Origin of the sequence: Enterobacter wuhouensis (assembly GCF_004331265.1) — a bacterium.
Classification (GTDB): domain Bacteria; phylum Pseudomonadota; class Gammaproteobacteria; order Enterobacterales; family Enterobacteriaceae; genus Enterobacter; species Enterobacter wuhouensis.
Genome location: NZ_SJOO01000007.1, coordinates 155,726 through 178,712 on the forward strand (window position 1 = coordinate 155,726; position 22,987 = coordinate 178,712).

22 protein-coding genes are annotated in these 22,987 nt (G+C 60.3%); 17 read left to right on the forward strand and 5 right to left on the reverse strand.

Annotated elements, in window-relative coordinates; all coding sequences use genetic code 11:
• Positions 1–8: 8 nt before the first annotated feature.
• From nuoJ to nuoN, 5 genes are all read left to right on the forward strand, one after another.
• Positions 9–563: an NADH-quinone oxidoreductase subunit J gene (gene nuoJ / locus E0L20_RS16435; protein ID WP_131634883.1), complete on the forward strand. Its 555-nt coding sequence runs from the start codon at positions 9–11 to the stop codon at positions 561–563.
• Complete coding sequence (gene nuoK, locus E0L20_RS16440) at positions 560–862, forward strand: NADH-quinone oxidoreductase subunit NuoK (RefSeq protein ID WP_131634884.1); 303 nt, start codon at positions 560–562, stop codon at positions 860–862. The genes nuoJ and nuoK overlap by 4 nt, the downstream gene beginning before the upstream one ends.
• Entirely contained in the window at positions 859–2,700 is a 1,842-nt protein-coding gene (gene nuoL / locus E0L20_RS16445) for an NADH-quinone oxidoreductase subunit L (RefSeq protein ID WP_119937085.1), read from the forward strand. Before nuoK ends, nuoL begins: the two co-directional genes overlap by 4 nt.
• Before the next feature lie 76 nt (positions 2,701–2,776).
• Positions 2,777–4,306: an NADH-quinone oxidoreductase subunit M gene (gene nuoM / locus E0L20_RS16450; protein WP_131634885.1), complete on the forward strand. Its 1,530-nt coding sequence runs from the start codon at positions 2,777–2,779 to the stop codon at positions 4,304–4,306.
• A 6-nt stretch (positions 4,307–4,312) separates the two neighbouring features.
• Complete coding sequence (gene nuoN / locus E0L20_RS16455; RefSeq protein ID WP_131634886.1) at positions 4,313–5,770, forward strand: NADH-quinone oxidoreductase subunit NuoN; 1,458 nt, start codon at positions 4,313–4,315, stop codon at positions 5,768–5,770.
• A 99-nt stretch (positions 5,771–5,869) separates the two neighbouring features.
• On the opposite strand, the gene E0L20_RS16460 is transcribed toward nuoN, so the two are convergent.
• Together E0L20_RS16460 and rbn are read right to left on the reverse strand one after the other, a co-directional pair.
• On the reverse strand, positions 5,870–6,874 hold the full coding sequence (locus E0L20_RS16460) for a chemotaxis protein (RefSeq protein WP_131634887.1): 1,005 nt from the start codon (positions 6,872–6,874) through the stop codon (positions 5,870–5,872).
• A 64-nt stretch (positions 6,875–6,938) separates the two neighbouring features.
• Positions 6,939–7,856 carry a ribonuclease BN gene (rbn, locus tag E0L20_RS16465; RefSeq protein WP_131634888.1) on the reverse strand — a complete coding sequence of 306 codons (918 nt, stop codon included), beginning with the start codon at positions 7,854–7,856 and terminating at the stop codon, positions 6,939–6,941.
• 71 nt (positions 7,857–7,927) lie between these two features.
• On the opposite strand from rbn, the gene E0L20_RS16470 reads away from it, so the two are divergent.
• From E0L20_RS16470 to menE, 8 genes are all read left to right on the forward strand, one after another.
• Positions 7,928–8,389, forward strand: coding sequence for a GNAT family N-acetyltransferase (locus E0L20_RS16470; protein ID WP_131634889.1), 462 nt, complete (start codon positions 7,928–7,930; stop codon positions 8,387–8,389).
• Positions 8,390–8,442: 53 nt separating this feature from the next.
• A complete protein-coding gene (gene elaB, locus E0L20_RS16475; protein WP_131634890.1) occupies positions 8,443–8,748 on the forward strand; it encodes a stress response protein ElaB in 306 nt (101 codons plus the stop codon).
• 96 nt (positions 8,749–8,844) lie between these two features.
• Positions 8,845–10,140 carry an isochorismate synthase MenF gene (menF, locus tag E0L20_RS16480; RefSeq protein ID WP_131634891.1) on the forward strand — a complete coding sequence of 432 codons (1,296 nt, stop codon included), beginning with the start codon at positions 8,845–8,847 and terminating at the stop codon, positions 10,138–10,140.
• Between the two features lie 88 nt (positions 10,141–10,228).
• Positions 10,229–11,899, forward strand: a complete 1,671-nt coding sequence (gene menD, locus E0L20_RS16485) for a 2-succinyl-5-enolpyruvyl-6-hydroxy-3-cyclohexene-1-carboxylic-acid synthase (protein WP_131634892.1) — start codon at positions 10,229–10,231, stop codon at positions 11,897–11,899.
• Positions 11,896–12,672: a 2-succinyl-6-hydroxy-2,4-cyclohexadiene-1-carboxylate synthase gene (gene menH, locus E0L20_RS16490; protein ID WP_131634893.1), complete on the forward strand. Its 777-nt coding sequence runs from the start codon at positions 11,896–11,898 to the stop codon at positions 12,670–12,672. The genes menD and menH overlap by 4 nt, the downstream gene beginning before the upstream one ends.
• On the forward strand, positions 12,669–13,526 hold the full coding sequence (gene menB / locus E0L20_RS16495; RefSeq protein ID WP_080328564.1) for a 1,4-dihydroxy-2-naphthoyl-CoA synthase: 858 nt from the start codon (positions 12,669–12,671) through the stop codon (positions 13,524–13,526). Before menH ends, menB begins: the two co-directional genes overlap by 4 nt.
• Entirely contained in the window at positions 13,526–14,491 is a 966-nt protein-coding gene (gene menC / locus E0L20_RS16500) for an o-succinylbenzoate synthase (RefSeq protein WP_131634894.1), read from the forward strand. The genes menB and menC overlap by 1 nt, the downstream gene beginning before the upstream one ends.
• Positions 14,488–15,849: an o-succinylbenzoate--CoA ligase gene (menE, locus tag E0L20_RS16505; RefSeq protein WP_131634895.1), complete on the forward strand. Its 1,362-nt coding sequence runs from the start codon at positions 14,488–14,490 to the stop codon at positions 15,847–15,849. The genes menC and menE overlap by 4 nt, the downstream gene beginning before the upstream one ends.
• On the opposite strand, the gene E0L20_RS16510 is transcribed toward menE, so the two are convergent.
• From E0L20_RS16510 to E0L20_RS16520, 3 genes are read right to left on the reverse strand one after another with little or no spacing between them, the layout of a single operon-like run.
• On the reverse strand, positions 15,850–17,364 hold the full coding sequence (locus E0L20_RS16510) for a tripartite tricarboxylate transporter permease (protein ID WP_131634896.1): 1,515 nt from the start codon (positions 17,362–17,364) through the stop codon (positions 15,850–15,852). It abuts the gene before it with no gap.
• Between the two features lie 11 nt (positions 17,365–17,375).
• A complete protein-coding gene (locus E0L20_RS16515) occupies positions 17,376–17,807 on the reverse strand; it encodes a tripartite tricarboxylate transporter TctB family protein (RefSeq protein ID WP_131634897.1) in 432 nt (143 codons plus the stop codon).
• An 11-nt stretch (positions 17,808–17,818) separates the two neighbouring features.
• The gene (locus E0L20_RS16520; protein ID WP_131634898.1) at positions 17,819–18,799 is read right to left on the reverse strand and encodes a Bug family tripartite tricarboxylate transporter substrate binding protein; all 981 of its coding nucleotides are present in this window, start codon (positions 18,797–18,799) and stop codon (positions 17,819–17,821) included.
• Positions 18,800–18,949: 150 nt separating this feature from the next.
• Between E0L20_RS16520 and tctD the strand changes: the two genes are divergently transcribed.
• The 4 genes from tctD (at position 18,950) to E0L20_RS16545 (ending at position 22,983) form a co-directional block, all read left to right on the forward strand.
• Complete coding sequence (gene tctD / locus E0L20_RS16530; RefSeq protein ID WP_131634900.1) at positions 18,950–19,624, forward strand: transcriptional regulator TctD; 675 nt, start codon at positions 18,950–18,952, stop codon at positions 19,622–19,624.
• A complete protein-coding gene (locus tag E0L20_RS16535) occupies positions 19,611–21,020 on the forward strand; it encodes a sensor histidine kinase (RefSeq protein WP_131634901.1) in 1,410 nt (469 codons plus the stop codon). Before tctD ends, E0L20_RS16535 begins: the two co-directional genes overlap by 14 nt.
• A 129-nt stretch (positions 21,021–21,149) precedes the next feature.
• Complete coding sequence (locus E0L20_RS16540; RefSeq protein ID WP_131634902.1) at positions 21,150–21,689, forward strand: YfaZ family outer membrane protein; 540 nt, start codon at positions 21,150–21,152, stop codon at positions 21,687–21,689.
• A gap of 94 nt (positions 21,690–21,783) precedes the next feature.
• Positions 21,784–22,983 (forward strand): nicotinamide mononucleotide deamidase-related protein YfaY, encoded by a 1,200-nt coding sequence (locus E0L20_RS16545; RefSeq protein WP_131634903.1) that lies wholly within the window; start codon positions 21,784–21,786, stop codon positions 22,981–22,983.
• Positions 22,984–22,987: the final 4 nt, after the last annotated feature.

The following is a 22,987-nucleotide window of genomic DNA, read 5'->3' on the forward strand; positions in this document are numbered from 1 at the left end:
AGAGGGCAATGGAATTCGCTTTTTATATCTGTGGCCTTATCGCCATCCTGGCTACGCTGCGAGTGATCACGCACACCAATCCGGTGCATGCGCTGCTGTACTTAATCATTTCGCTGCTGGCCATTTCCGGGGTGTTCTTTGCGCTGGGCGCGCACTTTGCCGGTGCGCTGGAAATCATCGTCTACGCCGGGGCCATTATGGTGCTGTTCGTGTTCGTGGTGATGATGCTGAACCTGGGCGGCTCTGAAATTGAGCAGGAACGTCAGTGGCTTAAACCGCAGGTGTGGATTGGTCCGGCAATTTTGTCGGCCATCATGCTGGTGGTGATTGTTTACGCCATCTTGGGCGTGAACGATCAGGGCATCGACGGCACGCCAATCAGCGCTAAGGCTGTGGGCATCGCCCTGTTTGGCCCGTACGTACTGGCGGTTGAACTGGCGTCAATGCTGCTGCTGGCGGGCCTGGTTGTTGCCTTCCACGTCGGTCGTGAAGAGCGCATTGGTGAGGTGCTGAGCAACCGCACCGATGACCGCGCGAAGAGAAAAACGGAGGAGCGCGCATGATCCGCTTAACACATGGACTGATCCTCGCTGCGATTTTGTTCGTTCTGGGCTTAACCGGTCTGGTTATCCGCCGCAATCTGCTGTTTATGCTGATCGGTCTGGAAATCATGATTAACGCCTCCGCGCTGGCCTTCGTGGTCGCCGGGAGCTACTGGGGCCAGGCCGACGGTCAGGTGATGTACATTCTCGCCATCAGCCTTGCGGCTGCCGAAGCGAGTATTGGCCTGGCGCTGTTGCTGCAGCTCCATCGTCGCCGCCAGAACCTGAACATCGATTCAGTAAGTGAGTTGCGTGGATGAACATGCTTGCCTTAACCATTATTTTTCCGCTAATTGGCTTCGTGCTGCTGGCGTTTTCTCGCGGCCGCTGGTCTGAGAATCTGTCTGCGACCGTGGGCATCGGCTCCATCGGTCTGGCTGCGCTGGTCACGGCGTATGCGGGTATCGACTTCTTAAATAGCGGACGTCAGCCTTTCAGCGTGCCGCTGTGGACCTGGATGTCGGTCGGTGATTTCAACATCGGTTTCAACCTGGTGCTGGATGGTCTGTCTCTGACCATGCTCTCTGTGGTCACCGGCGTGGGCTTCCTGATCCACATGTTCGCCTCCTGGTATATGCGCGGTGAAGAGGGTTACTCCCGCTTCTTCGCCTACACCAACCTGTTTATCGCCAGCATGGTTGTTCTGGTGTTGGCCGATAACCTGCTGCTGATGTACCTGGGCTGGGAAGGCGTGGGTCTGTGTTCATACCTGCTGATCGGCTTCTACTACACCGATCCGAAGAATGGCGCAGCGGCCATGAAGGCGTTCGTCGTGACCCGCGTGGGTGACGTGTTCCTCGCTTTCGCGCTGTTCATTCTTTACAACGAACTGGGCACGCTGAACTTCCGCGAAATGGTGGAACTGGCACCGGCGCACTTCGAAGCAGGCAACAACATGCTGTGGTGGGCAACGCTGATGCTGCTGGGTGGTGCCGTGGGTAAATCCGCGCAGCTGCCGCTGCAGACGTGGCTGGCAGATGCGATGGCGGGTCCAACCCCGGTCTCCGCCCTGATCCACGCCGCGACCATGGTGACCGCAGGTGTCTACCTGATAGCGCGTACCCATGGCCTGTTCCTGATGACCCCGGAAATTCTGCATCTGGTGGGTATCGTCGGTGCGGTCACGCTGGTGCTGGCAGGCTTTGCCGCGCTGGTGCAGACCGACATCAAGCGCGTTCTCGCGTACTCCACCATGAGCCAGATTGGCTACATGTTCCTGGCGCTCGGCGTCCAGGCATGGGACGCGGCGATTTTCCACCTGATGACGCACGCGTTCTTTAAAGCGCTGCTGTTCCTCTCGTCCGGTTCCGTGATCCTGGCCTGCCACCACGAGCAGAACATCTTCAAGATGGGCGGACTGCGTAAGTCCATCCCGCTGGTGTATGTCTGCTTCCTGGTGGGCGGCGCGGCGCTGTCGGCGCTGCCGCTGATTACAGCAGGCTTCTTCAGTAAGGACGAAATCCTTGCGGGTGCCATGGCGAATGGTCATATCAATCTGATGGTAGCGGGTCTGGTCGGTGCGTTCATGACCTCCCTGTATACCTTCCGTATGATTTTCATCGTATTCCACGGTAAAGAACAAATTCACGCTCACGCAGGGAAGGGGATTACCCACCACCTGCCCCTGATTGTGCTGCTGGTACTCTCCACCTTCGTTGGCGCCATGATTGTGCCACCGCTGCAGGGCGTACTCCCGGCAACAACCGAGCTTGAGCACGGTCGCGTTCTGACGCTTGAAATCACCTCCGGCGTGGTCGCTATCGCGGGCATCCTCATCGCTGCATGGCTGTGGCTGGGTAAACGTACGCTGGTGACTGCCGTTGCCAACAGTGCGCCAGGCCGTCTGCTGGGCACCTGGTGGTACAACGCGTGGGGCTTCGACTGGCTGTACGACATGATCTTCGTTAAGCCGTTCCTGGGCATCGCGTGGCTGCTGAAGCGCGATCCGCTGAACAGCCTGATGAACATCCCGGCGATCCTGTCCCGCTTTGCAGGTAAAGGCCTGCTTTACAGCGAGAACGGTTACCTGCGCTGGTATGTGGCGTCCATGAGCATCGGTGCGGTTGTCGTGCTGGCGCTGCTGATGGTATTGCGTTGATCGTTAAGTGAATTTTATTCGAATTCGTTGAAAATCAGGCCCCTGCTGGGGGCCTTAAAAAGGAATGTAAATCGCCATGTTACTACCCTGGCTAATATTAATTCCCTTCATCGGCGGCTTCCTGTGCTGGCAGACTGAACGCTTTGGCGTGAAGATGCCGCGCTGGATCGCGCTGATCACCATGGGATTGACGCTCGCGCTTGGCCTGCAACTGTGGTTGCAGGGCGGTTACTCACTGACCCAGTCTGCGGGTATTCCGCAGTGGCAGTCTGAGTTTATCCTGCCGTGGATCCCACGTTTCGGCATTACGATCCACCTGGCAATCGACGGCCTGTCGCTGCTGATGGTGGTGCTGACCGGCCTGCTCGGCGTTCTGGCGGTACTCTGCTCCTGGCGAGAAATCGAAAAATACCAGGGCTTCTTCCACCTGAACCTGATGTGGATCCTGGGCGGCGTGATCGGCGTGTTCCTTGCCATCGACATGTTCCTGTTCTTCTTCTTCTGGGAGATGATGCTGGTGCCGATGTACTTCCTGATCGCGCTGTGGGGCCACAAGGCGTCCGACGGTAAAACGCGCATCACGGCGGCAACCAAGTTCTTCATCTACACCCAGGCGAGCGGTCTGGTCATGCTGATTGCCATCCTGGCGCTGGTGTTCGTGCACTACAACGCGACCGGCGTCTGGACCTTCAACTACGAAGAGCTGCTGAAGACCCCGATGTCTCACGGCGTGGAATACCTGCTGATGCTGGGCTTCTTCATCGCCTTCGCGGTGAAAATGCCGGTGGTTCCGCTGCACGGCTGGCTGCCAGACGCGCACTCTCAGGCGCCAACGGCGGGTTCCGTTGACCTGGCGGGCATTTTGCTGAAAACCGCGGCCTACGGTCTGCTGCGTTTCGCACTGCCGCTGTTCCCGAACGCCTCCGCAGAGTTCGCGCCAATCGCCATGTGGCTCGGCGTGATCGGTATCTTCTACGGCGCGTGGATGGCCTTCACGCAGTACGACATCAAGCGTCTGATTGCCTACACCTCCGTTTCCCACATGGGCTTCGTGCTGATTGCCATCTACACCGGCAGCCAGCTGGCGTACCAGGGCGCGGTCATTCAGATGATTGCGCACGGTCTCTCCGCAGCCGGTCTGTTCATTCTGTGCGGTCAGCTGTACGAACGTCTGCACACCCGCGACATGCGTATGATGGGCGGCCTGTGGGGCAAAATGAAATGGCTGCCTGCGCTCTCCATGTTCTTCGCGGTGGCGACGCTGGGGATGCCGGGCACCGGTAACTTCGTCGGCGAATTTATGATTCTGTTCGGCAGCTTCAAGGTGGTTCCGATGATTACCGTCATCTCCACCTTTGGCCTGGTGTTTGCTTCCGTTTACTCGCTGGCGATGCTGCATCGCGCCTACTTCGGTAAAGCGAAGAGCGAAATTGTTGCAAAAGAACTGCCGGGGATGTCGCTGCGCGAGCTGTTCATCATCCTGCTGCTGGTCGTACTGCTGGTGCTGCTGGGCTTCTATCCGCAGCCGATTCTGGATACCTCGCATTCCGCGATGGGTAACATCCAGCAGTGGTTTGTTAATTCTGCTTCTACTACAAGGCCGTAATTCGCCATGACAATAACTCCACAACAACTGATCGCGCTGCTACCGCTGCTGATCGTCGGATTGACGGTGGTGGTTGTGATGCTCTCCATTGCGTGGCGACGCAATCACTTCCTGAATGCGACCCTGTCCGTTTTGGGTCTGAACGCTGCGTTAGTCTCCCTCTGGTTTGTTGGCCAGGCGGGTGCGATGGACGTCACGCCGCTGATGCGCGTTGACGGTTACGCCATGCTGTACACCGGTCTGGTGCTGCTGGCGAGCCTGGCAACCTGCACCTTCGCGTACCCGTGGCTTGAAGGCTACAACGACAATAAAGAAGAGTTTTACCTGCTGGTACTGATTGCCGCACTGGGCGGCATTCTGCTGGCGAACGCGAACCACCTGGCCGCGCTGTTCCTCGGTATTGAGCTTATCTCACTGCCGCTGTTCGGCCTGATTGGTTACGCCTTCCGCCAGAAGCGCTCTCTGGAAGCGGCGATCAAGTACACCATCTTGTCCGCTGCCGCGTCGTCGTTCCTGCTGTTCGGTATCGCGCTGCTGTACGCACAGACGGGGAATCTCTCCTTCCTGGCCATCGGCAAGAGCCTCGGCGACGGCATGCTGCACGAGCCGCTGCTGCTGGCGGGTCTGGGCATGATGATCGTGGGTCTCGGCTTCAAGCTCTCTCTGGTGCCGTTCCACCTGTGGACGCCAGACGTATACCAGGGCGCTCCGGCACCGGTGTCGACCTTCCTGGCGACAGCGAGCAAAATCGCTATCTTCGGTGTGGTGATGCGTCTGTTCCTGTACGCGCCGGTAGGTGACAGTGAAGCGGTCCGCGTGGTGCTGGGCATTATCGCGTTCGTCTCCATCATCTTCGGTAACCTGATGGCGCTGAGCCAGACCAACATCAAGCGTCTGCTGGGCTACTCGTCTATCTCCCACCTGGGCTACCTGCTGGTGGCGCTGATTGCGCTGCAAAGCGGCGAGATGTCGATGGAAGCCGTGGGCGTGTATCTGGCGGGTTACCTGTTCAGCAGCCTCGGCGCGTTCGGCGTGGTGAGCCTGATGTCCAGCCCGTACCGTGGCCCGGATGCAGATTCACTGTTCTCCTACCGCGGTCTGTTCTGGCATCGTCCGATTCTTTCCGCGGTGATGACGGTAATGATGCTCTCGCTGGCCGGTATCCCGATGACGCTGGGCTTTATCGGTAAGTTCTACGTGCTGGCCGTCGGTGTTAATGCGGGTCTGTGGTGGCTGACGGCGGGTGTTGTTATCGGCTCCGCGATTGGTCTCTACTACTACCTGCGCGTTGCCGTGAGCCTGTACCTGAGCGCGCCTCAGCAGCTCAACCGCGATGCGCCGACCAACTGGCAGTACAGCGCCGGTGGTATCGTGGTGCTCATCTCCGCGCTGCTGGTGCTGATCTTCGGTATCTATCCGCAGCCGCTGATTGATATCGTGCAGCGAGCGATGCCATTAATGTAAAAACAAAAAACCCGCCTCGGCGGGTTTTTTATTGCCCAGCGGCGCTACGCTTGCAGGGCCTACGGGTTTTGTAGGTCGGGTAAGCGAAGCGCCACCCGACTAAGCCAGCTGCTTCCGGCTAATCAACGGCCCGTCTATCTTCTTCATCGAGCGGTCCAGCACTTCCTCAATCACCGACGACAGTTCGTTCAGCTCAAACTTCGCCACGTAGCCGTCGGCCTTCACCTTGCGAATATGGTCCTCGTTGGCGTTGCCGGACAGGGACGAGTGGATCACTACCGGAATATCCTTCAGGAACGGATCGGTCTTGATTTTGCGCGTCAGCGTAAAGCCGTCCATCTCCGGCATTTCCAGGTCGGTCAGCACCAGCGCGATTTTATCGGTGATCGGCACGCCCTCGGCCTGAGCCTGCGCGGCCAGCACGCCAATTTTCTCCCACGCGTCCTTCCCGGTGATGTGCAGCTGGGCCGGGATTTCCATCGCCTGCAGGCCTTTCTCCAGCATCGAGCGCGCCACTTTGGAGTCTTCCGCCACAATGGCGACCGAGCCAGGCTTGATGTTGAATTTGGTGGTTTTCAGGTTGGTGGCGTGCAGGTCGTGGTTCGCCGGGGTGATGTCATACAGGATCTGCTCAACGTCCAGCACCATCGCCAGATCGTTGGTATCGGTCTTCTCGTCGAGGCAGGCGATGCTGGTGATGTAGCGCCCGCTGACGGCGGTTTCGGCGGCGTGAACCTGCTTCCAGTCGAGACGCATGATGTTCTCAACGGACTCCACGGCAAACGCCTGCACGCTGCGGGCGTATTCGGTGATCAGCAAAATGTTCAGTCCGGTCGTCGGTTTGCACCCGGCGACGGCAGCGAGGTCAATGACCGGGATCACCTGGTCGCGAATGTTCACCATCCCCATCAGCGGCGACTTCATGCCGGCGGGTTTGGTGAACTCCGGCATCGGCACGATTTCGCGCAGCTTGAACACGTTAATGCCAAACAGCTCGGATTTGTTTTCGTTCAGAGAGGTGCCAAGACGGAACAGCAACAGTTCAAAACGGTTGGACAGGGTGAGATTCGCCCTGTCATCAATATCTTTCTGGAAATTATCCATTCTACCCTCAAGAGAAATGCTGACCTTTTAATCGTTATCGGCATCCTGAGGGAAAAATGAAGGACTAAACGCTGACCTGAGTAAAATCTTCCGCCAGCTCGCACTCAGAGAACACCTCGCGGCACTCTGCCAGCAGGCGTTCACATCCCTGCGCGTCGTAGCGTGAGCTTACGTGAGTGACGATCAGCTTCCCGACGCCCGCCTCACGCGCCAGCCGTGCGGCCTGGCGCGTCGAGCTATGGCCGCGACCGTTGGCTTTCTCTTCCATCGCCGCTTCCAGCGTGGCTTCGTGCACCATGACGTCCACGCCCTGAGCCAGCGAAAGCGCAGCGGCGCAAGGTGCAGTATCACCAAAAATCGCCAGCTTTTTCCCCGGCTGTGGCGCAGAAAGATAGTCCTGCCCGTTCACCGCGCGCCCGTCTTCCAGCGTGACGGTTTCGCCCTGCTTCAGGCGCTGGAAGAGCGGGCCCGGCTTTACGCCGTCGGCGATTAACGCAGCGGCGTTTAGCGCGCCGGGTTTATCCTGCTCCTCTATGCGGTAGCCGTAGCACTCAACCGGATGATTCAGCGGATAGGCGGTCACCCTGTAATCGCCGTCATCGAACGCCAGACCTTCTGCAATCTCGACAACCTCCAGGGGATAATCCGTCCACGAGCCGCTCAGGCGCAGCGTGGTTTCAACAAACTCGGCAATACCTTTCGGACCGTAGATCGTGAGCGGATGCGCAATGCCCGCCATCGAGCGGCTGCACAGCAGGCCGGGCAGGCCAAAAAGATGATCGCCGTGCAGGTGGGTGATAAAAATCTTGTCCAGCTTGCCCGGATGGTACGCGGTGCGCAGCAGCTGGTGCTGCGTCCCTTCACCGCAGTCAAACAGCCACAGCCCGCCGCGGGTGGGATGCTGCAAATCCAGCAGGATTGCCGTCACATTTCGCGACCGGGTCGGCACGCCAGCGGACGTACCCAGAAAAATCAGTTCCATAACGCAATCAGCCCTTTGCCGAATGGGAAGGGGTTTAGTATAACGTGATGAACCCCAGGAAGGAGACAGACATGATTCAGTGGCAAGATTTACACCATAGCGAGCTTACCGTTCAGTCACTTTACGCGCTGTTAAAACTGCGCTGCGAAGTGTTTGTTGTAGAACAAACCTGCCCGTATCTGGATATCGACGGTGATGACCTGGTCGGAGAAAACCGCCATGTACTCGGCTGGCGCGATAACGAGCTGGTGGCGTATGCGAGGATTCTGAAAAGCGCCGATGATTTTGAGCCGGTGGTCATTGGCCGGGTCATCATTAGCGGCAACGCGCGCGGCGAAAAGCTGGGCTATCAGCTGATGGAAAAAACGCTCTCATCCTGCGAAAAACAGTGGCCGGACAGGGCGTTATACCTGGGCGCGCAGGCACACCTTCAGCCATTCTATGCGCACTTTGGCTTTGCCCCGGTGACCGACGTTTACGACGAGGATGGCATACCGCACGTTGGCATGGCGCGGGAAGCGAAGCAGGCGTAATCGCACGTCGTTGGCTATAGTTAGCGGACTGGTGTAACAACATGGAGAAAAATATGTCATTTCAATCCTGGGATACCCGTATCGACGACGACCTGGCCTTGCTGAGCGAAACGCTGGAAGAGGTGCTGCGTTCGTCGGGCGACCCTGCCGATCAGAAGTATATTGAGCTAAAGGCGCGTGCCGAACAGGCGCTGCATGAAGTGAAAAATCGCGTCAGCCATGCGTCTGACAATTACTACTACCGGGCCAAAAAAGCGGTATATCGTGCCGATGATTACGTGCATGAGAAACCGTGGCAAGGCATCGGCGCAGGTGCCGCCGTGGGGCTGGTGCTGGGGCTACTGTTAGCCCGCCGTTAACGGCGCTTAAAAACCTTAACCACTCCCTATACGTGGGTACTGCTATTTTCGGTCAGTACCCCGTATAATGCGAGGTTTCAATAGGGAGAGGTTCGCGTGCATTCGATTTTCCTCGCGCTGGAACGTCTGCGCAGCCAGCTTGCGCAAGCGCTACCCGCTACACCCGGTATGCGTCATTTCGACGTCTCTTTCCCATTAAACGATGCTTTCGATCCCCTGGCCTGGCTGGGTGCTCAGCAAATCTATCCTCAATTCTACTGGCAGCAGCGCAACGGTGATGAAGAACTCGCCGCGCTCGGTGCCGTTGCCCACTTTGACGCACTCTCGTCGGCCTCGCAGTTTTTGCAGCAGCAGAACGCGGCGCCCGATACGCGCATCTGCGGCCTTAACGCCTTTAATCCTGAGCAGGGGAACCTGTTTTTACCGCGCCTGCTCTGGCGACGTCAGGGCGGGGCTGCCACGTTGCGCCTGCAGCTGTGGAGCGACAGCTCGCTTGCGGACGATGCGATCGTCGCGCAGGCATTTTTACTCCAGCTCCGGGACGCTAGCCCCATCCGCCCGCTGTCGGTGCAGGTTATACAGGAGAGGCATCAGCCGCAAAAATCCGTGTGGCTGCGTCTTATCCACCAGGCAACGGACGCTATCGCGCGCGGTGATTTTGAAAAGGTGGTGCTCGCCAGGGCCACCGATCTGCAGCTCAATCAATCCCTTAACGCCGTTGCGTTGATGGCCGCCAGCCGCGCGCTCAATTTAAACTGCTATCATTTTTGCATGGTATTTGATGCCCGCAGCGCGTTTCTCGGCTCCACGCCGGAGCGCCTGTGGCGGCGTCGCGGCACCCTGCTGCGCACCGAGGCGCTGGCGGGAACGGTTGCCGGCCACAGCGACGATAGCCAGGCGCAAAAGCTGGGCGACTGGCTGATGAAAGATGATAAAAATCAGCGTGAAAATATGCTGGTGGTGGAGGATATCTGCGAGCGATTGCAGCATCATACCCGCACCCTTGAGGTGCTGCCCGCCCAGGTTGTACGCCTGCGTAAGGTCCAGCACCTGCGCCGCTGTATCTGGACCGCGCTAAAACAGGCCGACGATGCGCTGTGCCTGCACGTGCTACAGCCGACGGCGGCCGTCGCCGGGCTACCGCGTCAGGCGGCGCGCGAATTTATTGATGATGTCGAACCCTTCGATCGCGAGTGGTATGCCGGATCGGCCGGGTATCTGTCGCCCGAGCAAAGCGAGTTCTGCGTGGCGCTACGCTCCGCGCGCGTTCAGGATGCTCAGCTTCGGCTCTACGCCGGGGCAGGGATTGTCAGCGGCTCAGACCCGGAACAGGAGTGGCAGGAAATAGAAAACAAAGCCGCCGGGCTGCGTTCTCTGCTCCTTAGGGATTAATACTGATTCGCGCATTACCGATTCATATCAAAATTCCAAATTTTTCTATTATTTATACTGTGTCGCATTATTGATACCGGACAAACTCATGTCAGTAAGTTCTTTTAACCGGCGCTGGGCGACGGTGATCCTCGAAGCCCTGACCCGCCATGGCGTCAGGCACGTGTGCATTGCACCGGGTTCGCGCTCCACGCCGCTGACGCTGGCGGCGGCCGAAAATCGGGCATTTATTCATCACACCCATTTTGACGAGCGCGGTCTCGGCCATCTGGCGCTGGGGCTGGCAAAAGTCAGTAAAGCGCCGGTGGCGGTGATCGTTACGTCCGGTACGGCGGTGGCAAACCTCTATCCGGCCATTATCGAGGCCGGGTTAACCGGTGAGAAACTGATCCTGCTCACGGCGGATCGCCCGCCTGAGCTTATCGACTGCGGCGCCAATCAGGCAATCCGCCAGCCGGGGATATTTTCCTCTCACCCCGCGCAGGCGGTTGCGTTACCGCGTCCTACCCAGGACATTCCCGCAAGCTGGCTGGTTTCAACGCTCGATCACGCGTTGGGATCGCTGCGCAGCGGCGCGTTGCATATCAACTGTCCGTTTGCCGAGCCGCTGTACGGCGAAATGGACGACACCGGCCTCGCCTGGCAGCAGCAGCTCGGCGACTGGTGGGAGAGCGAAAAGCCCTGGCTGCGCGAGCAGGCGCATCTTGAAAGCGCAAAACAACGCGACTGGTTCTTCTGGCGACAAAAACTCGGCGTGGTGGTTGCCGGGCGCATGAGCGCCGCCGAAGGGAAGCTGGTCGCCGAATGGGCGCAAACCCTCGGCTGGCCGCTGATTGGCGATGTGCTCTCCCAGACCGGGCAGCCGCTGCCCTGCGCCGATCTCTGGCTGGGCAACGCAAAGGCCGTCACCGAGCTTTCGCAGGCGCAAATTGTGGTGCAGATTGGCTCCAGCCTCACCGGCAAACGCCTGCTGCAGTGGCAGGCGACTTGCACGCCGGAAGAGTACTGGCTGGTGGACCCGCTGGAAGGGCGGCTCGACCCCGCTCACCATCGCGGGCGTCGCCTGGTGAGCGACATTGACGCCTGGCTGGACCTCCATCCGGCAGAAAAGCGCAAGCCCTGGGCCGTTGAGATCCCTGAACTGTCGCGTCAGGCGTGGGAACTCACCCAAGCGCAGTGCGACGATTTTAGCGAAGCCGGGCTGGCGCACCGTATACGTCAGTATCTGCCCGAGCAGGGTCAGCTGTTTGTCGGCAATAGCCTGGTGGTGCGCCTGATTGACGCGCTCTCTAAGCTGCCCGCGGGCTACCCCGTTTACAGCAACCGCGGTGCCAGCGGCATCGACGGGCTGATCTCAACGGCGGCGGGCGTGCAGCGCGCCAGCGCAAAATCGACGCTGGCGATCGTGGGCGATCTTTCCGCGCTCTACGATCTGAACGCGCTGGCGCTGCTGCGTCAGGCATCCGCGCCCGTTGTGCTGATTGTGGTCAATAACAACGGCGGGCAAATTTTTTCCCTGCTGCCGACGCCGCAAAGCGAGCGCGAACGCTTTTATCTGATGCCGCAAAACGTGCAGTTTGAGCACGCGGCGGCGATGTTTAGCCTGAAATATCATCGCCCGGAAAGCTGGGAACAGCTGGAGGCGGCGTTAAGCGCGGCGTGGAAACAGCCCGGCGCAACGCTGGTTGAGCTGGTGGTGAATGATTCTGACGGGGCGCAAAAGCTGCAGCACCTGCTTGCCCAGGTGAGCCACCTGTGATCCTGGCTGGCGCGCAGCGGGCCGGAAAACCAGGCTACCCCTGGCTGGTCTTTTTGCACGGTTTCTCCGGCGACTGCCGCGAGTGGCAAACGGTTGGGGAGTCGTTAACAGCCTATCCCCGGCTGTATCTTGATCTGCCAGGGCACGGTGGTTCTGCTGGAATTTCCGTTTCTGGATTCTCCGACGTGAGCGATTTACTCGCCAGCACGCTTATTAGTTACAACATACTTAACTACTGGCTGGTGGGGTACTCCCTCGGCGGCCGCATTGCGATGTTCCATGCCTGCCAGCAGCCAGCGGGGCTGAGCGGGATTGTCGTTGAAGGCGGTCATCCTGGGCTACAGAATGCAGATGCGCGCGAGGCGCGGTTAGCATCCGATCGCCGTTGGGCAACGCGTTTTCGCACTGAACCGCTCGCAGAGGTCTTTGCCGACTGGTATCAACAGCCGGTGTTTGCCTCGCTTACGAACGCCCAGCGCGGCGAGCTGATCGCGCTGCGTAGCCGTAACGACGGCGCGAATCTGGCGGCAATGCTTGAGGCCACCTCCCTGGCCGTGCAGCCCGACCTGCGTTCTGCGCTGAGCGCGTACAACGCCCCTTTTTATTATCTCTATGGCGAACGTGACGAGAAGTTCACGGCCATCGCCGCCGAACTGAACGCCGAACGCCACGTTATTCCTCACGCCGGGCACAACGCCCATCGGGAAAATCCCGGTGCGGTTGCCGCGAGCCTGGCACAGATACTGCGTCTTCGAATAAAGGACACTCTATGATCTATCCTGATGAACACATGCTTTACGCGCCGGTTGAATGGCAGGACTGCTCCGAAGGTTACACCGACATTCGTTACCACAAGTCCGCCGACGGCATCGCCAAAATCACCATCAACCGTCCGCAGGTGCGCAACGCGTTTCGTCCGCTGACCGTCAAAGAGATGATTCAGGCGCTGGCCGATGCGCGCTATGACGACAACATCGGCGTGATTGTGCTGACCGGCGAAGGTGACAAAGCGTTCTGCTCCGGCGGCGATCAGAAAGTGCGCGGTGACTACGGCGGATACCAGGACGATGCGGGTACGCACCACCTGAACGTGCTCGACTTCCAGCGCCAGATCCGCACCTGTCCAAAACCGGTTGTCGCGATGGTGGCCGGTTACTCCATCGGCGGCGGCCACGTGCTGCACATGATGTGCGACCTGACCATTGCTGCGGAAAACGCCATCTTCGGCCAGACCGGCCCGAAAGTCGGTTCCTTCGACGGCGGCTGGGGCGCATCCTACATGGCGCGCATCGTTGGGCAGAAAAAAGCGCGCGAAATCTGGTTCCTGTGCCGTCAGTACAACGCTCAGGAAGCGCTGGATATGGGCCTGGTCAACACCGTGGTGCCGATTGCCGATCTCGAAAAAGAGACCGTGCGCTGGTGCCGCGAGATGCTGCAAAACAGCCCGATGGCGCTGCGCTGCCTGAAGGCCGCACTGAACGCCGACTGCGACGGTCAGGCGGGCCTGCAGGAGCTGGCGGGTAACGCCACCATGCTGTTCTACATGACCGAAGAGGGTCAGGAAGGACGCAACGCGTTTAACGAAAAACGCCAGCCGGACTTCAGCAAATACAAACGGAACCCGTAATGCGTCGCGCGCAGGTTTACCGCTGGCAGATACCGATGGACGCGGGCGTGGTGCTGCGCGAGCGGCGGTTAAAAACCCGTGACGGACTCTTCGTGCATCTTCGTCAGGGCGAGCGGGAAGGCTGGGGTGAAGTTTCACCTCTGCCGGGCTTTAGCCTCGAGTCGCTGGATGACGCGCAGGCGGCGCTGCTGGCCTGGGTGCGCGAGTGGCGGGAAGGCGGTAATCCGGCGCTGCCGGACCTGCCTTCCGCCGCCTTCGGCATCAGCTGCGCGCTGGCGGAGCTGGACGACAGTTTGCCCCTTGAGGCAAATTATCGCGCCGCGCCGCTCTGCACCGGCGATCCGGACGACCTGTTCGCGCAGCTCTCCGCCATGCCCGGCGAGAAAGTGGCGAAAATCAAAGTTGGCCTGTACGAAGCGGTGCGCGACGGGATGGTGGCGAATCTGCTGCTGGAAGCGATCCCCGATCTGCGCCTGCGTCTGGACGCCAACCGCGCCTGGACGCCGCTCAAGGCCCAGCAGTTCGCGAAGTACGTCAACCCGGCCTACCGCAACCGCATCGCGTTTCTGGAAGAACCGTGCAAAACGCGGGACGACTCCCGCGCCTTTGCCCGTGAAACGGGCATTGCGATAGCCTGGGATGAAAGCCTGCGCGAACCTGATTTTGCGTTTGTCGCCGAGCCGGGCGTCAGCGCGGTGGTGATCAAGCCGACGCTCACCGGCAGCCTGCAAAAAGTACGCGAGCAGGTTGAGGCTGCGCACGCCCTGGGCCAGACGGCGGTGATCAGTTCGTCCATTGAGTCCAGCCTCGGGCTGACGCAGCTGGCGCGCATCGCGGCATGGTTAACGCCGGACACTATCCCCGGCCTCGACACGTTGAGCCTGATGCAGTCCCAGCTTATTCGTCAGTGGCCGGACAGCGCGCTGCCGTGCCTCGGCGCTGGAGCGCTGGAGCCGCTGCTATGAGGTTTACCGACTGGCCGTGGCGGCACTGGCGCGCGCAGTGGCCCGACAGGCCCGCTCTGCGGCTGAACGATGAGGTTCTCACCTGGCAACAGCTGTGCGCGCGCGTTGATAGCCTTGCCGCCGGGTTCCATCGTCAGGGCGTGGAGGAAGGCGAGGGGGTAATGCTGCTCGCCCATAACCATCCGCAGACCCTGCTGGCGTGGCTCGCGCTGCTCCAGTGCGGCGCGCGTATTCTTCCGGTGAACCCTCAGCTGCCGGGACCGCTGCTGGACGTGCTGATCCCGCCAATGACGCTGCGCCATGCGCTGGTGCTGGACGGCGCGTTTGACGGCTTGCCTTTACTGAGCATGAGCGAGTGTTCAGGCGATCGTGCAGCCTCGTGGCAGCCGCAGCGCCTGGCCTCTATGACGTTAACCTCAGGCTCGACGGGCCTGCCGAAAGCGGCCGTTCACACCTGCGCGGCGCATCTTGCCAGCGCGCAGGGCGTGCTGGCGCTGATGCCCTACGGTGATGACGATGACTGGCTGCTGTCGCTGCCGCTGTTCCACGTCTCTGGCCAGGGCATTTTGTGGCGCTGGCTGCTGGCGGGCGCGCGGTTAACCGTGCGTGAGAAACAGCCGCTGGAGCAGGCGCTGCAGGGCTGCACCCATGCGTCTCTGGTGCCGACGCAGCTCTGGCGTTTGCTTCATGCACAGCAGCGTGTTGCGCTGAAGGCCGTTCTGCTCGGCGGGGCGGCCATTCCCGTTGAGCTGACGGCGAAGGCGCGGGAGAAAGGCATTCGTACCTTCTGCGGTTACGGCCTGACGGAGTTTGCCTCAACCGTTTGCGCGAAAGCGGCGGACGGCGAGCCGGATGTGGGAACCGCCCTGCCGGGTCGGGAAGTGAAGCTGGTCGAGGGGGAAATCTGGATCAAAGCGCAAAGCATGGCGGCGGGCTACTGGCGAGACGGTGCGCTTCTTCCGCTCACTAACGCGCAGGGCTGGTTTGCCACCCGCGATCGCGGGGAATGGCAAAACGGTCGTCTGACGATTTTAGGTCGTATGGACAACCTCTTTTTCAGCGGAGGAGAGGGGATCCAACCCGAATCGCTGGAGCGCGTTATCGCCACGCATCCGCAGATAAGCCAGGTGTTTATCGTCCCGCTGGACGACGCCGAGTTCGGACAGCGTCCGGTGGCGGTGGTGGAGTGCGAGCCGGGAACGGATATCGCGCAATTCCCTGACTGGATCCAGGGCAGGCTGGCGCGTTTTGAACAGCCGGTGCACTGGCTGGCACTGCCCGCAGAGCTAAAAAATGGCGGGATTAAAATCTCCCGCCAGGCGTTAAAACAGTGGGTCAATGCCCTGCTTAGAAGCTGATCAGCCGACGTCCGGCTGAGGCTTGCGCTGGCGCCGACGCACCAGGCGCAGTACCGGCGGCACCACAATGACCACGATCGCCATCGCCAGCAGAACCTTCGTCACGCTGCTCTCCCACAGGATCGCCATATTGCCGTTGCTGATGGAAAGGGCGCGGCGCAGGTTTTGCTCCAGCATCTCACCCAGTACGAAGCCTAAAATCAGCGGCGACATCGGGAAGTGCATCTTGCGTAAGATGTACCCCAGCACGCCAAGCAGCACCATCAGCACCAGGTCGAAGGTTGTGCTGTGCACCGCGTACACCCCAACCGCAGAGACGGCGGCGATAGCCGGAACCAGGAACCACAGGGGAATGGTCAGCATGCGGGTGAACAGGCCGATCAGCGGAATGTTCATCACCAGCAGCATCACGTTGGCAATCAGCAGCGCCGCAATTAGGCCCCAGACGATATCCGGCTGCTCTGTGAACATCGCCGGGCCCGGGGTAATGTTATAGAGCGTCAGCGCGCCCATCATCACCGCCGTGGTGCCGGAGCCCGGCACGCCGAGCGTCAGCATCGGGATAAACGAGCCGCAGGCCGAGGCGTTATTGGCCGCCTCTGGCGCAGCGACGCCGCGAATATCGCCTTTGCCGAAGCTGTCGCTGTTGCCGCTCAGCTTTTTCTCGGTCATGTAGGTGATGGCGCTGGCGATGGTTGCCCCCGCGCCGGGCAGGACGCCGACGAAGAAGCCAATCACCGACGAACGCAGGGTGGCACCGATACACTGCGCCCCCTCTTTGGCGTTAAAGAGCATTCGGCCGGTCTTGCGCACCAGCGTCTGCCCGCTGCTGGTATGTTCCAGCATCAGTAAGATCTCCGATACAGAGAACAGGCCAATCACGACGACGATAAACTGCACGCCGTCGGACAGGTGAACGCTGTCGAAGGTGAAGCGATAAACCCCGGTGTTGGCGTCAACGCCGACGGTGGCCAGACTGAGGCCAATCAGCGCGGACAAAAACGATTTGAGCGGGTTCTGCGCCATCATGCTGCCGAGGCAGGCGATAGCAAACACCATCAGCGCAAAATACTCCGCCGGGCCAAACGCCAGCGACCACTGGGCCAGCGCAGGGGCGAACAGAATGATGCCGCCAATGGCGATCATGGAGCCAAAGAACGAGCTGACGGCGGAAATAGAGAGCGCCACGCCGCCGCGACCCTGCTGCGCCATCGGATAACCGTCGAGGGCGGTCATAATGGCGGCGGCATCGCCGGGAACGTTGAGCAGTATCGACGAGATACGTCCGCCGTATTCGCAGCCGATATAGACCGTTGCCAGCAGGATCAGCGCGGACTCCGCCGGCAGGTGCAGGGCAAAGGCCAGCGGCAGTAAAATCGCCACGCCGTTGATGGGGCCCAGGCCGGGCAGCAGGCCGACGATCGTCCCCACAAAGCAGCCGATCAGGGCAATCACCAGGTTTTCAGGGGTCATCGCCACCGCGAACCCCTGCGAGAGGTAAATCCAGGTATCCATAGCGTGCTCCGTCAGTTAAACCATGCGCCAAGGGGTAGGGTCACGTCCAGCAGGCGGTCGAAGGCGTACCAGAGCAAAATGCCCAGCACCGCGCCCGACAGCCCGGCCGCGGGCAGGGTAGCGTTAAACAACATGCCGATGACCATCGTCAGAATGGCGGTAGCAACCGGGAAGCCGAGCCATTCAAAGCCCCAGGCGTACATCAGCAGCACGATCACCATCACCAGCAGGCGTTGTAAAATCCGACGTGGCGGCCACTCCACGGTATCCGGATGGCGCAGCAGCAGCGCCACCGAGCAGAGCAGCATCAGGCCGACAATGCCCATCGGGAAGGGGCGCGGCCCCACGGGTTCATAGCTGTACTCGCTGTGGATCTGCCAGGCGACGAACAGTCCGCCTACGCAGAGCAGCAGCCATATCCCGGCAAAAATACGATCGCTCATAGCGTCTCCGGTTATTTCGCCAGGCCAAAGGCTTTCGCCTGCTCGCGGTAGTCATTCACCTGTTTTTTGACGTAATCATCCAGCTGCTGACCGTTGAGGTTGAACTCAAACAGCCCGCGCAGATCGCGCTGCTTTTTGAACGCGTCGGTCTGCTGAAGTTTGGCGAAGGTCTCAACCCACCACTGGTACTCGGCGTCGGTCACTTTTGGCCCAACGAAGAAGCCGCGAATGATCGGCCAGACCAGGTTATAGCCCTGCTCTTTGGCGGTAGGAACGTTCGCCAGCTGGCCCGGCAGGCGGTTTTCCGCGAAGACCGCCAGCACGCGGATTTTGTCCCCGCTCAGGTAAGGCACCATTTCACTGAGATCGCCGGAGACCGCCTGAACGTGGTTGCCCATCAGCGCCGTGACCGGCTCGCCGCCGCCTTCAAAGGCCACGTAGCGCATCTTGTGCGGATCGACCTTTGCCTGCTGCGCCAGCAGGGCGGCTTTCATCCAGTCCTGGCTGCCGATCGACGCGCCCGCGCCAATCACCACGCTGTTCGGATCTTTTTCCATTGCGGTCAGCAGATCTTTCAGGGATTTCCACGGGGAGTCCGTGCGCACGGCGATCATGCCGTAATCCGTTCCCACAGTCGCGAGCCAGCGCACGTCGTTCACGTCGTAACGGCCAAATTTCCCCTGAGACAGGTTCAGCAGCGAGCCGCCGGAGAAGGCCACCACGGTGCCGGCTTCGGCAGGGCGCTGCGCCACGATGGCGTTGTAGGCTACCGCGCCCACGCCGCCGGGCATGTAGGTGACGCGCATCGGCTTCTCGATGGCCTTCGTCTCCAGCAGGCTGACCTGAATCAGCTTGCAGGTCAGGTCGAAGCCGCCGCCGGGCTTAGCCGGGGCGATGCACTCCGTGCGGGACGGAGCGTCCTGCGCCTGGACGACAGACGCGCTCAACAGCAATACGCTTGCAGCAAAAGTCGAAAGTAATTGTTTTTTCATCATTTATCCTCACGCCGGAAAACCGGGGGTACGGGTACAGGTCTTTTTTCTGATTATGTGAACCGCCTTGTAGCGGTTCCGTTGCGTGATTGTTAAAACAATAACCTTTCATTTCCCTTTCACTGCGACAACAACTTTACAGGATGTGATATGCGTCTCTTACTCGCGGAAGATAATCGTGAGCTGGCTCACTGGCTGGAGAAAGCGCTGGTGCAGGGAGGTTTTGCCGTGGACTGCGTTAACGATGGAAGGGCGGCGGACCATCTGCTGCAGGGGGAAAACTATGCCGTTGCGATTCTGGACATCGGCATGCCCGGCTTCGACGGGCTGGAGGTGGTCCACCGCCTGCGAAAGCGCGGGCAGACGCTTCCCGTGCTGTTTCTCACCGCCCGCAGCAACGTGGCGGACAGGGTGAAGGGGTTGAACGCCGGGGCGGATGACTATCTGCCGAAGCCCTTCGAGCTGGAAGAGCTTGATGCGCGCCTGCGCGCGCTGCTGCGCCGAAGCGAAGGACGCACGCAGGAGCGCCAGCTTCTGGGGGCGCTGGAGTATGACGATGAAGGCTTTTTCATGCTGCACGATGAACCGCTCTCCCTGACGCCGCGCGAACTTTCCCTGCTGAAGGTGCTGATGCATCGCCGGACCCGGCCCGTCTCGCGGCAGCAATTATTCGACCAGGTGTTCAGCCTGAACGATGACGTCAGCCCGGAGAGCATCGATCTCTATATTCATCGCCTGCGCAAGAAGCTGAGCGGCAGCGGCGTGAAGATCACCACCCTGCGCGGGCTGGGCTACGTGCTGGAGTGCGGCGATGAAGTGGGCTAAGCCGCAGTCGCTTTATCTGCAGCTATTGCTCTTTCTGGGCTTACCGCTGCTGCTGTTGTGGGGACTGTCGGCGTTTAACAGCTACGTTAGCGCCCTGCAGGCGGCGACGCAGGCGTATGACCGAACGCTGCTATCGTCGGCGCGAACGGTGTCAGAGCGGCTGGTGGTTCACGACGGCAGGCTGGAGGTCAACGTACCCTGGGTGGTGCTCGACAGCTTCGAGCTTAATATGAACGACAGGCTGTACTACAAGGTGGTCGATCCCGACGGGCGGGTGATCTCCGGCTACGACGACCTGCCAAAGATGCCGCCCTCCACGTCGCGCACCACGCTTTACCCGGCGCTGGCCTGGTTTTATCACACCGAATATCGCGGGCAGGCGATCCGCGTGGCGAAGCTGCTTCAGCCCGTTAATGAGGACAATATCGTCGGCATGGCGGAGATCTACGTCGCCGAAACGCTGCAGTCCCGTCGCTATCTCGCCAGCCAGCTGCTCTTTTCCTCCTGGGTTTCTCAGGGGCTGCTGGTGCTGCTGACGCTGATCTTAACGGCCTGGCTGTTGCGCCGCGTGCTCCGCCCGATGCGCCAGCTCTCCTCGCTGATGGTGCGGCGCGAGCCGGGACTGCTGGCGCCGCTGCCGGAGCTGCTGCCGTGGTCAGAAACCCGCCTGCTGATTGTGGCCTTTAACCGCTACATTGACCGGCTGCGCGGCGTGCTTTCGCGCCAGGAACGCTTTAATGCCGACGCCTCTCATCAGCTTAAAACCCCGCTCGCGGTGCTCAAAACGCAGGTCTCGGTGGCTTTAACCCGCAACGATCCCCCGCTGTGGCAGGAAAGCCTCCGGGCGATGAACGTGACGCTGGATAACACCATTGTGCTGACTGAGCGCCTGCTGCAGCTTTCGGCGGTGAAGCGCAAAGAGCAGGGAGAGCGCCAGTTCACGCCGGTAGATCTGGTGCAGGTGGTGCAGAACTGCTGCTTTTCCCGGCTGGCGCAGGCGCGCAGCAAAGCGATCGATTTGGGGTACGACGGCGAACAACAGCCGATGTTGATGGAAGGCGATGTTGTTTTACTGAGCGAACTCTGCGCCAACCTGCTGGATAACGCCATCAAATACACGCCGGAGAGAGGGATCGTGACGGTTTTCCTGCGCGCGGGTAGCGGGGCGGTTGAGCTAAGCGTAGAGGACAGCGGACCGGGTATTGCAGAAAATCTGATCCCACAGGCCGTGCTGCCGTTTCACCGTCTCGATAACGTGGGCGACGCGGCCGGATCGGGCATTGGGCTGGCGCTGGCGAGCGATATTGCCCGGCTGCACCGTAGCCATCTGCAGCTGACGCGCAGCGAAGCCTTAGGCGGACTGAGCGTGAAAATCCGTTTTTTGCTGATGGAATAAAGGCGGATATTATCAAATCGTTACAAACTAATCGTCCGACGCACGCAGAGTCCATTGATCCCAGAGAGACTCAGGTTAAAATCTCGCGGTTTTGGGACATCTCTAATTAAATTGTGCGGGATCACGACAATGAAAAAAGTGGCATTGATGGGCTTAGGCCTGATGATTATCTCTTCGGCGGCTAACGCCATCAGCTTTAACGGCTCGGCGGGTCAGGATTATACCCACCTGGGCTTTGGCCTGGGTACGGAAACCTCCGGCCTGGCGATGACCGGCGGCTGGACGCATAACGATGACGACGGCGATGCGGCAAGCCTCGGCCTGGGTCTGAACGTTCCGCTGGGCCCGTTCCTGGCGACCGTTGGCGGGAAAGGCATTTACACCAACCCGAACGACGGTGATGAAGGCTACGCGGCGGCAGTGGGCGGCGGCCTGCAGTGGAAAATCGGCGACAGCTTCGGCCTGTTCGGCGAGTACTATTACTCTCCGGACTCGCTCTCCAGCGGTATTGACAGCTATGAAGAGGCCAACGCCGGTGCGCGCTGGACCATCATGCGTCCGATCACTATCGAAGCGGGCTATCGTTATCTGAACCTGGCCGGTAAAGACGGCAACCGCGATAACGCGCTGGCCGACGGCCCGTACGTGGGCGTGAGCGCAGGCTTCTAATCTCTCCGGCGCGGCGTTCCGTCGCGCCTGTTTCTCTCTTCTCCCTCGTGCCATATGCGTTATAGTGTTTTGACCATAGAAGTGGGAGAACACAATGATAAACGTGGAAATGCTATCCACTGGCGACGAAGTGCTGCATGGTCAAATTATTGACACCAATGCCGCCTGGCTCGCCGATGTATTCTTTGAGCAAGGATTACCCTTAACGCGCCGCAACACCGTGGGCGACAATCTTGAGTCGCTGGTGAATATTCTTCGCGAGCGCAGCGAGCACTGCGACGTGCTGATTGTGAACGGGGGACTCGGCCCCACCAGCGACGATCTCAGCGCGCTGGCCGCCGCCACCGCCAAAGGCGAGGGGCTGGTATTGCACGAGGCGTGGCTGACGCAGATGGAACGCTTCTTTTCCGATCGTGGACGCGTGATGGCACCCAGCAACCGCAAGCAGGCCGAAATCCCCGCCAGCGCGGAGCTGGTGGATAACCCGGTCGGCACCGCCTGTGGATTCGCCGTTCAGCTCAACCGCTGCCTGATGTTCTTCACCCCGGGCGTGCCGTCGGAATTTAAGGTGATGGTTGAGCAGCAGATCCTGCCCCGCCTTCGCCAGCGCTTTACGCTGCCGGAGCCGCCGCTGTGCCTGCGCCTGACCACTTTTGGCCGCTCGGAAAGCGATCTGACGCAGAGCCTTGACCACCTGCAGCTGCCGCCGGGCGTCTCGATGGGCTATCGCTCGTCGATGCCAATTATCGAACTCAAGCTGACCGGCCCGGCGACGGAAAAAGCCGCCATGCTGGCAATATGGCCTGAAGTGCAGCGCGTGGCGGGCGAGAGCCTGATCTTTGAGGGAACGGAAGGGCTGCCCGCGCAGATCGCGCAGAACCTGCAGGCCCGCCAGCTGAGCGTCACCCTAAGCGAGCAGTTCACCGGCGGCCTGCTGGCGCTGCAGCTTTCGCGTGCCGACGCTCCCCTGCTGGCAAGTGAAGTCGTGCCGTTCCAGCAGGAGACGCTGGCGCAGACCGCGCGCTGGGCGTCCGAGCGCAGGGTGAAGCATTTTGCCGGGCTGGCGCTGGCCGTTGGCGGCGTGGACGACGAGCATCTGAATTTTGCCCTCGCGACGCCGGAAGGTACCCACGCCCTGCGGGTGAAAATGAGCATCACGCGCCACAGCGTGGCGGTGCGGCAGGAAGTGTGCGCCATGATGGCGCTGAACATGCTCCGCCGCTGGCTGAACGGTAAAGAGGTTGCCAGCGAGCACGGCTGGATCAACGTCGTAGAATCGCTGTTCGTTGAGTGAGCCG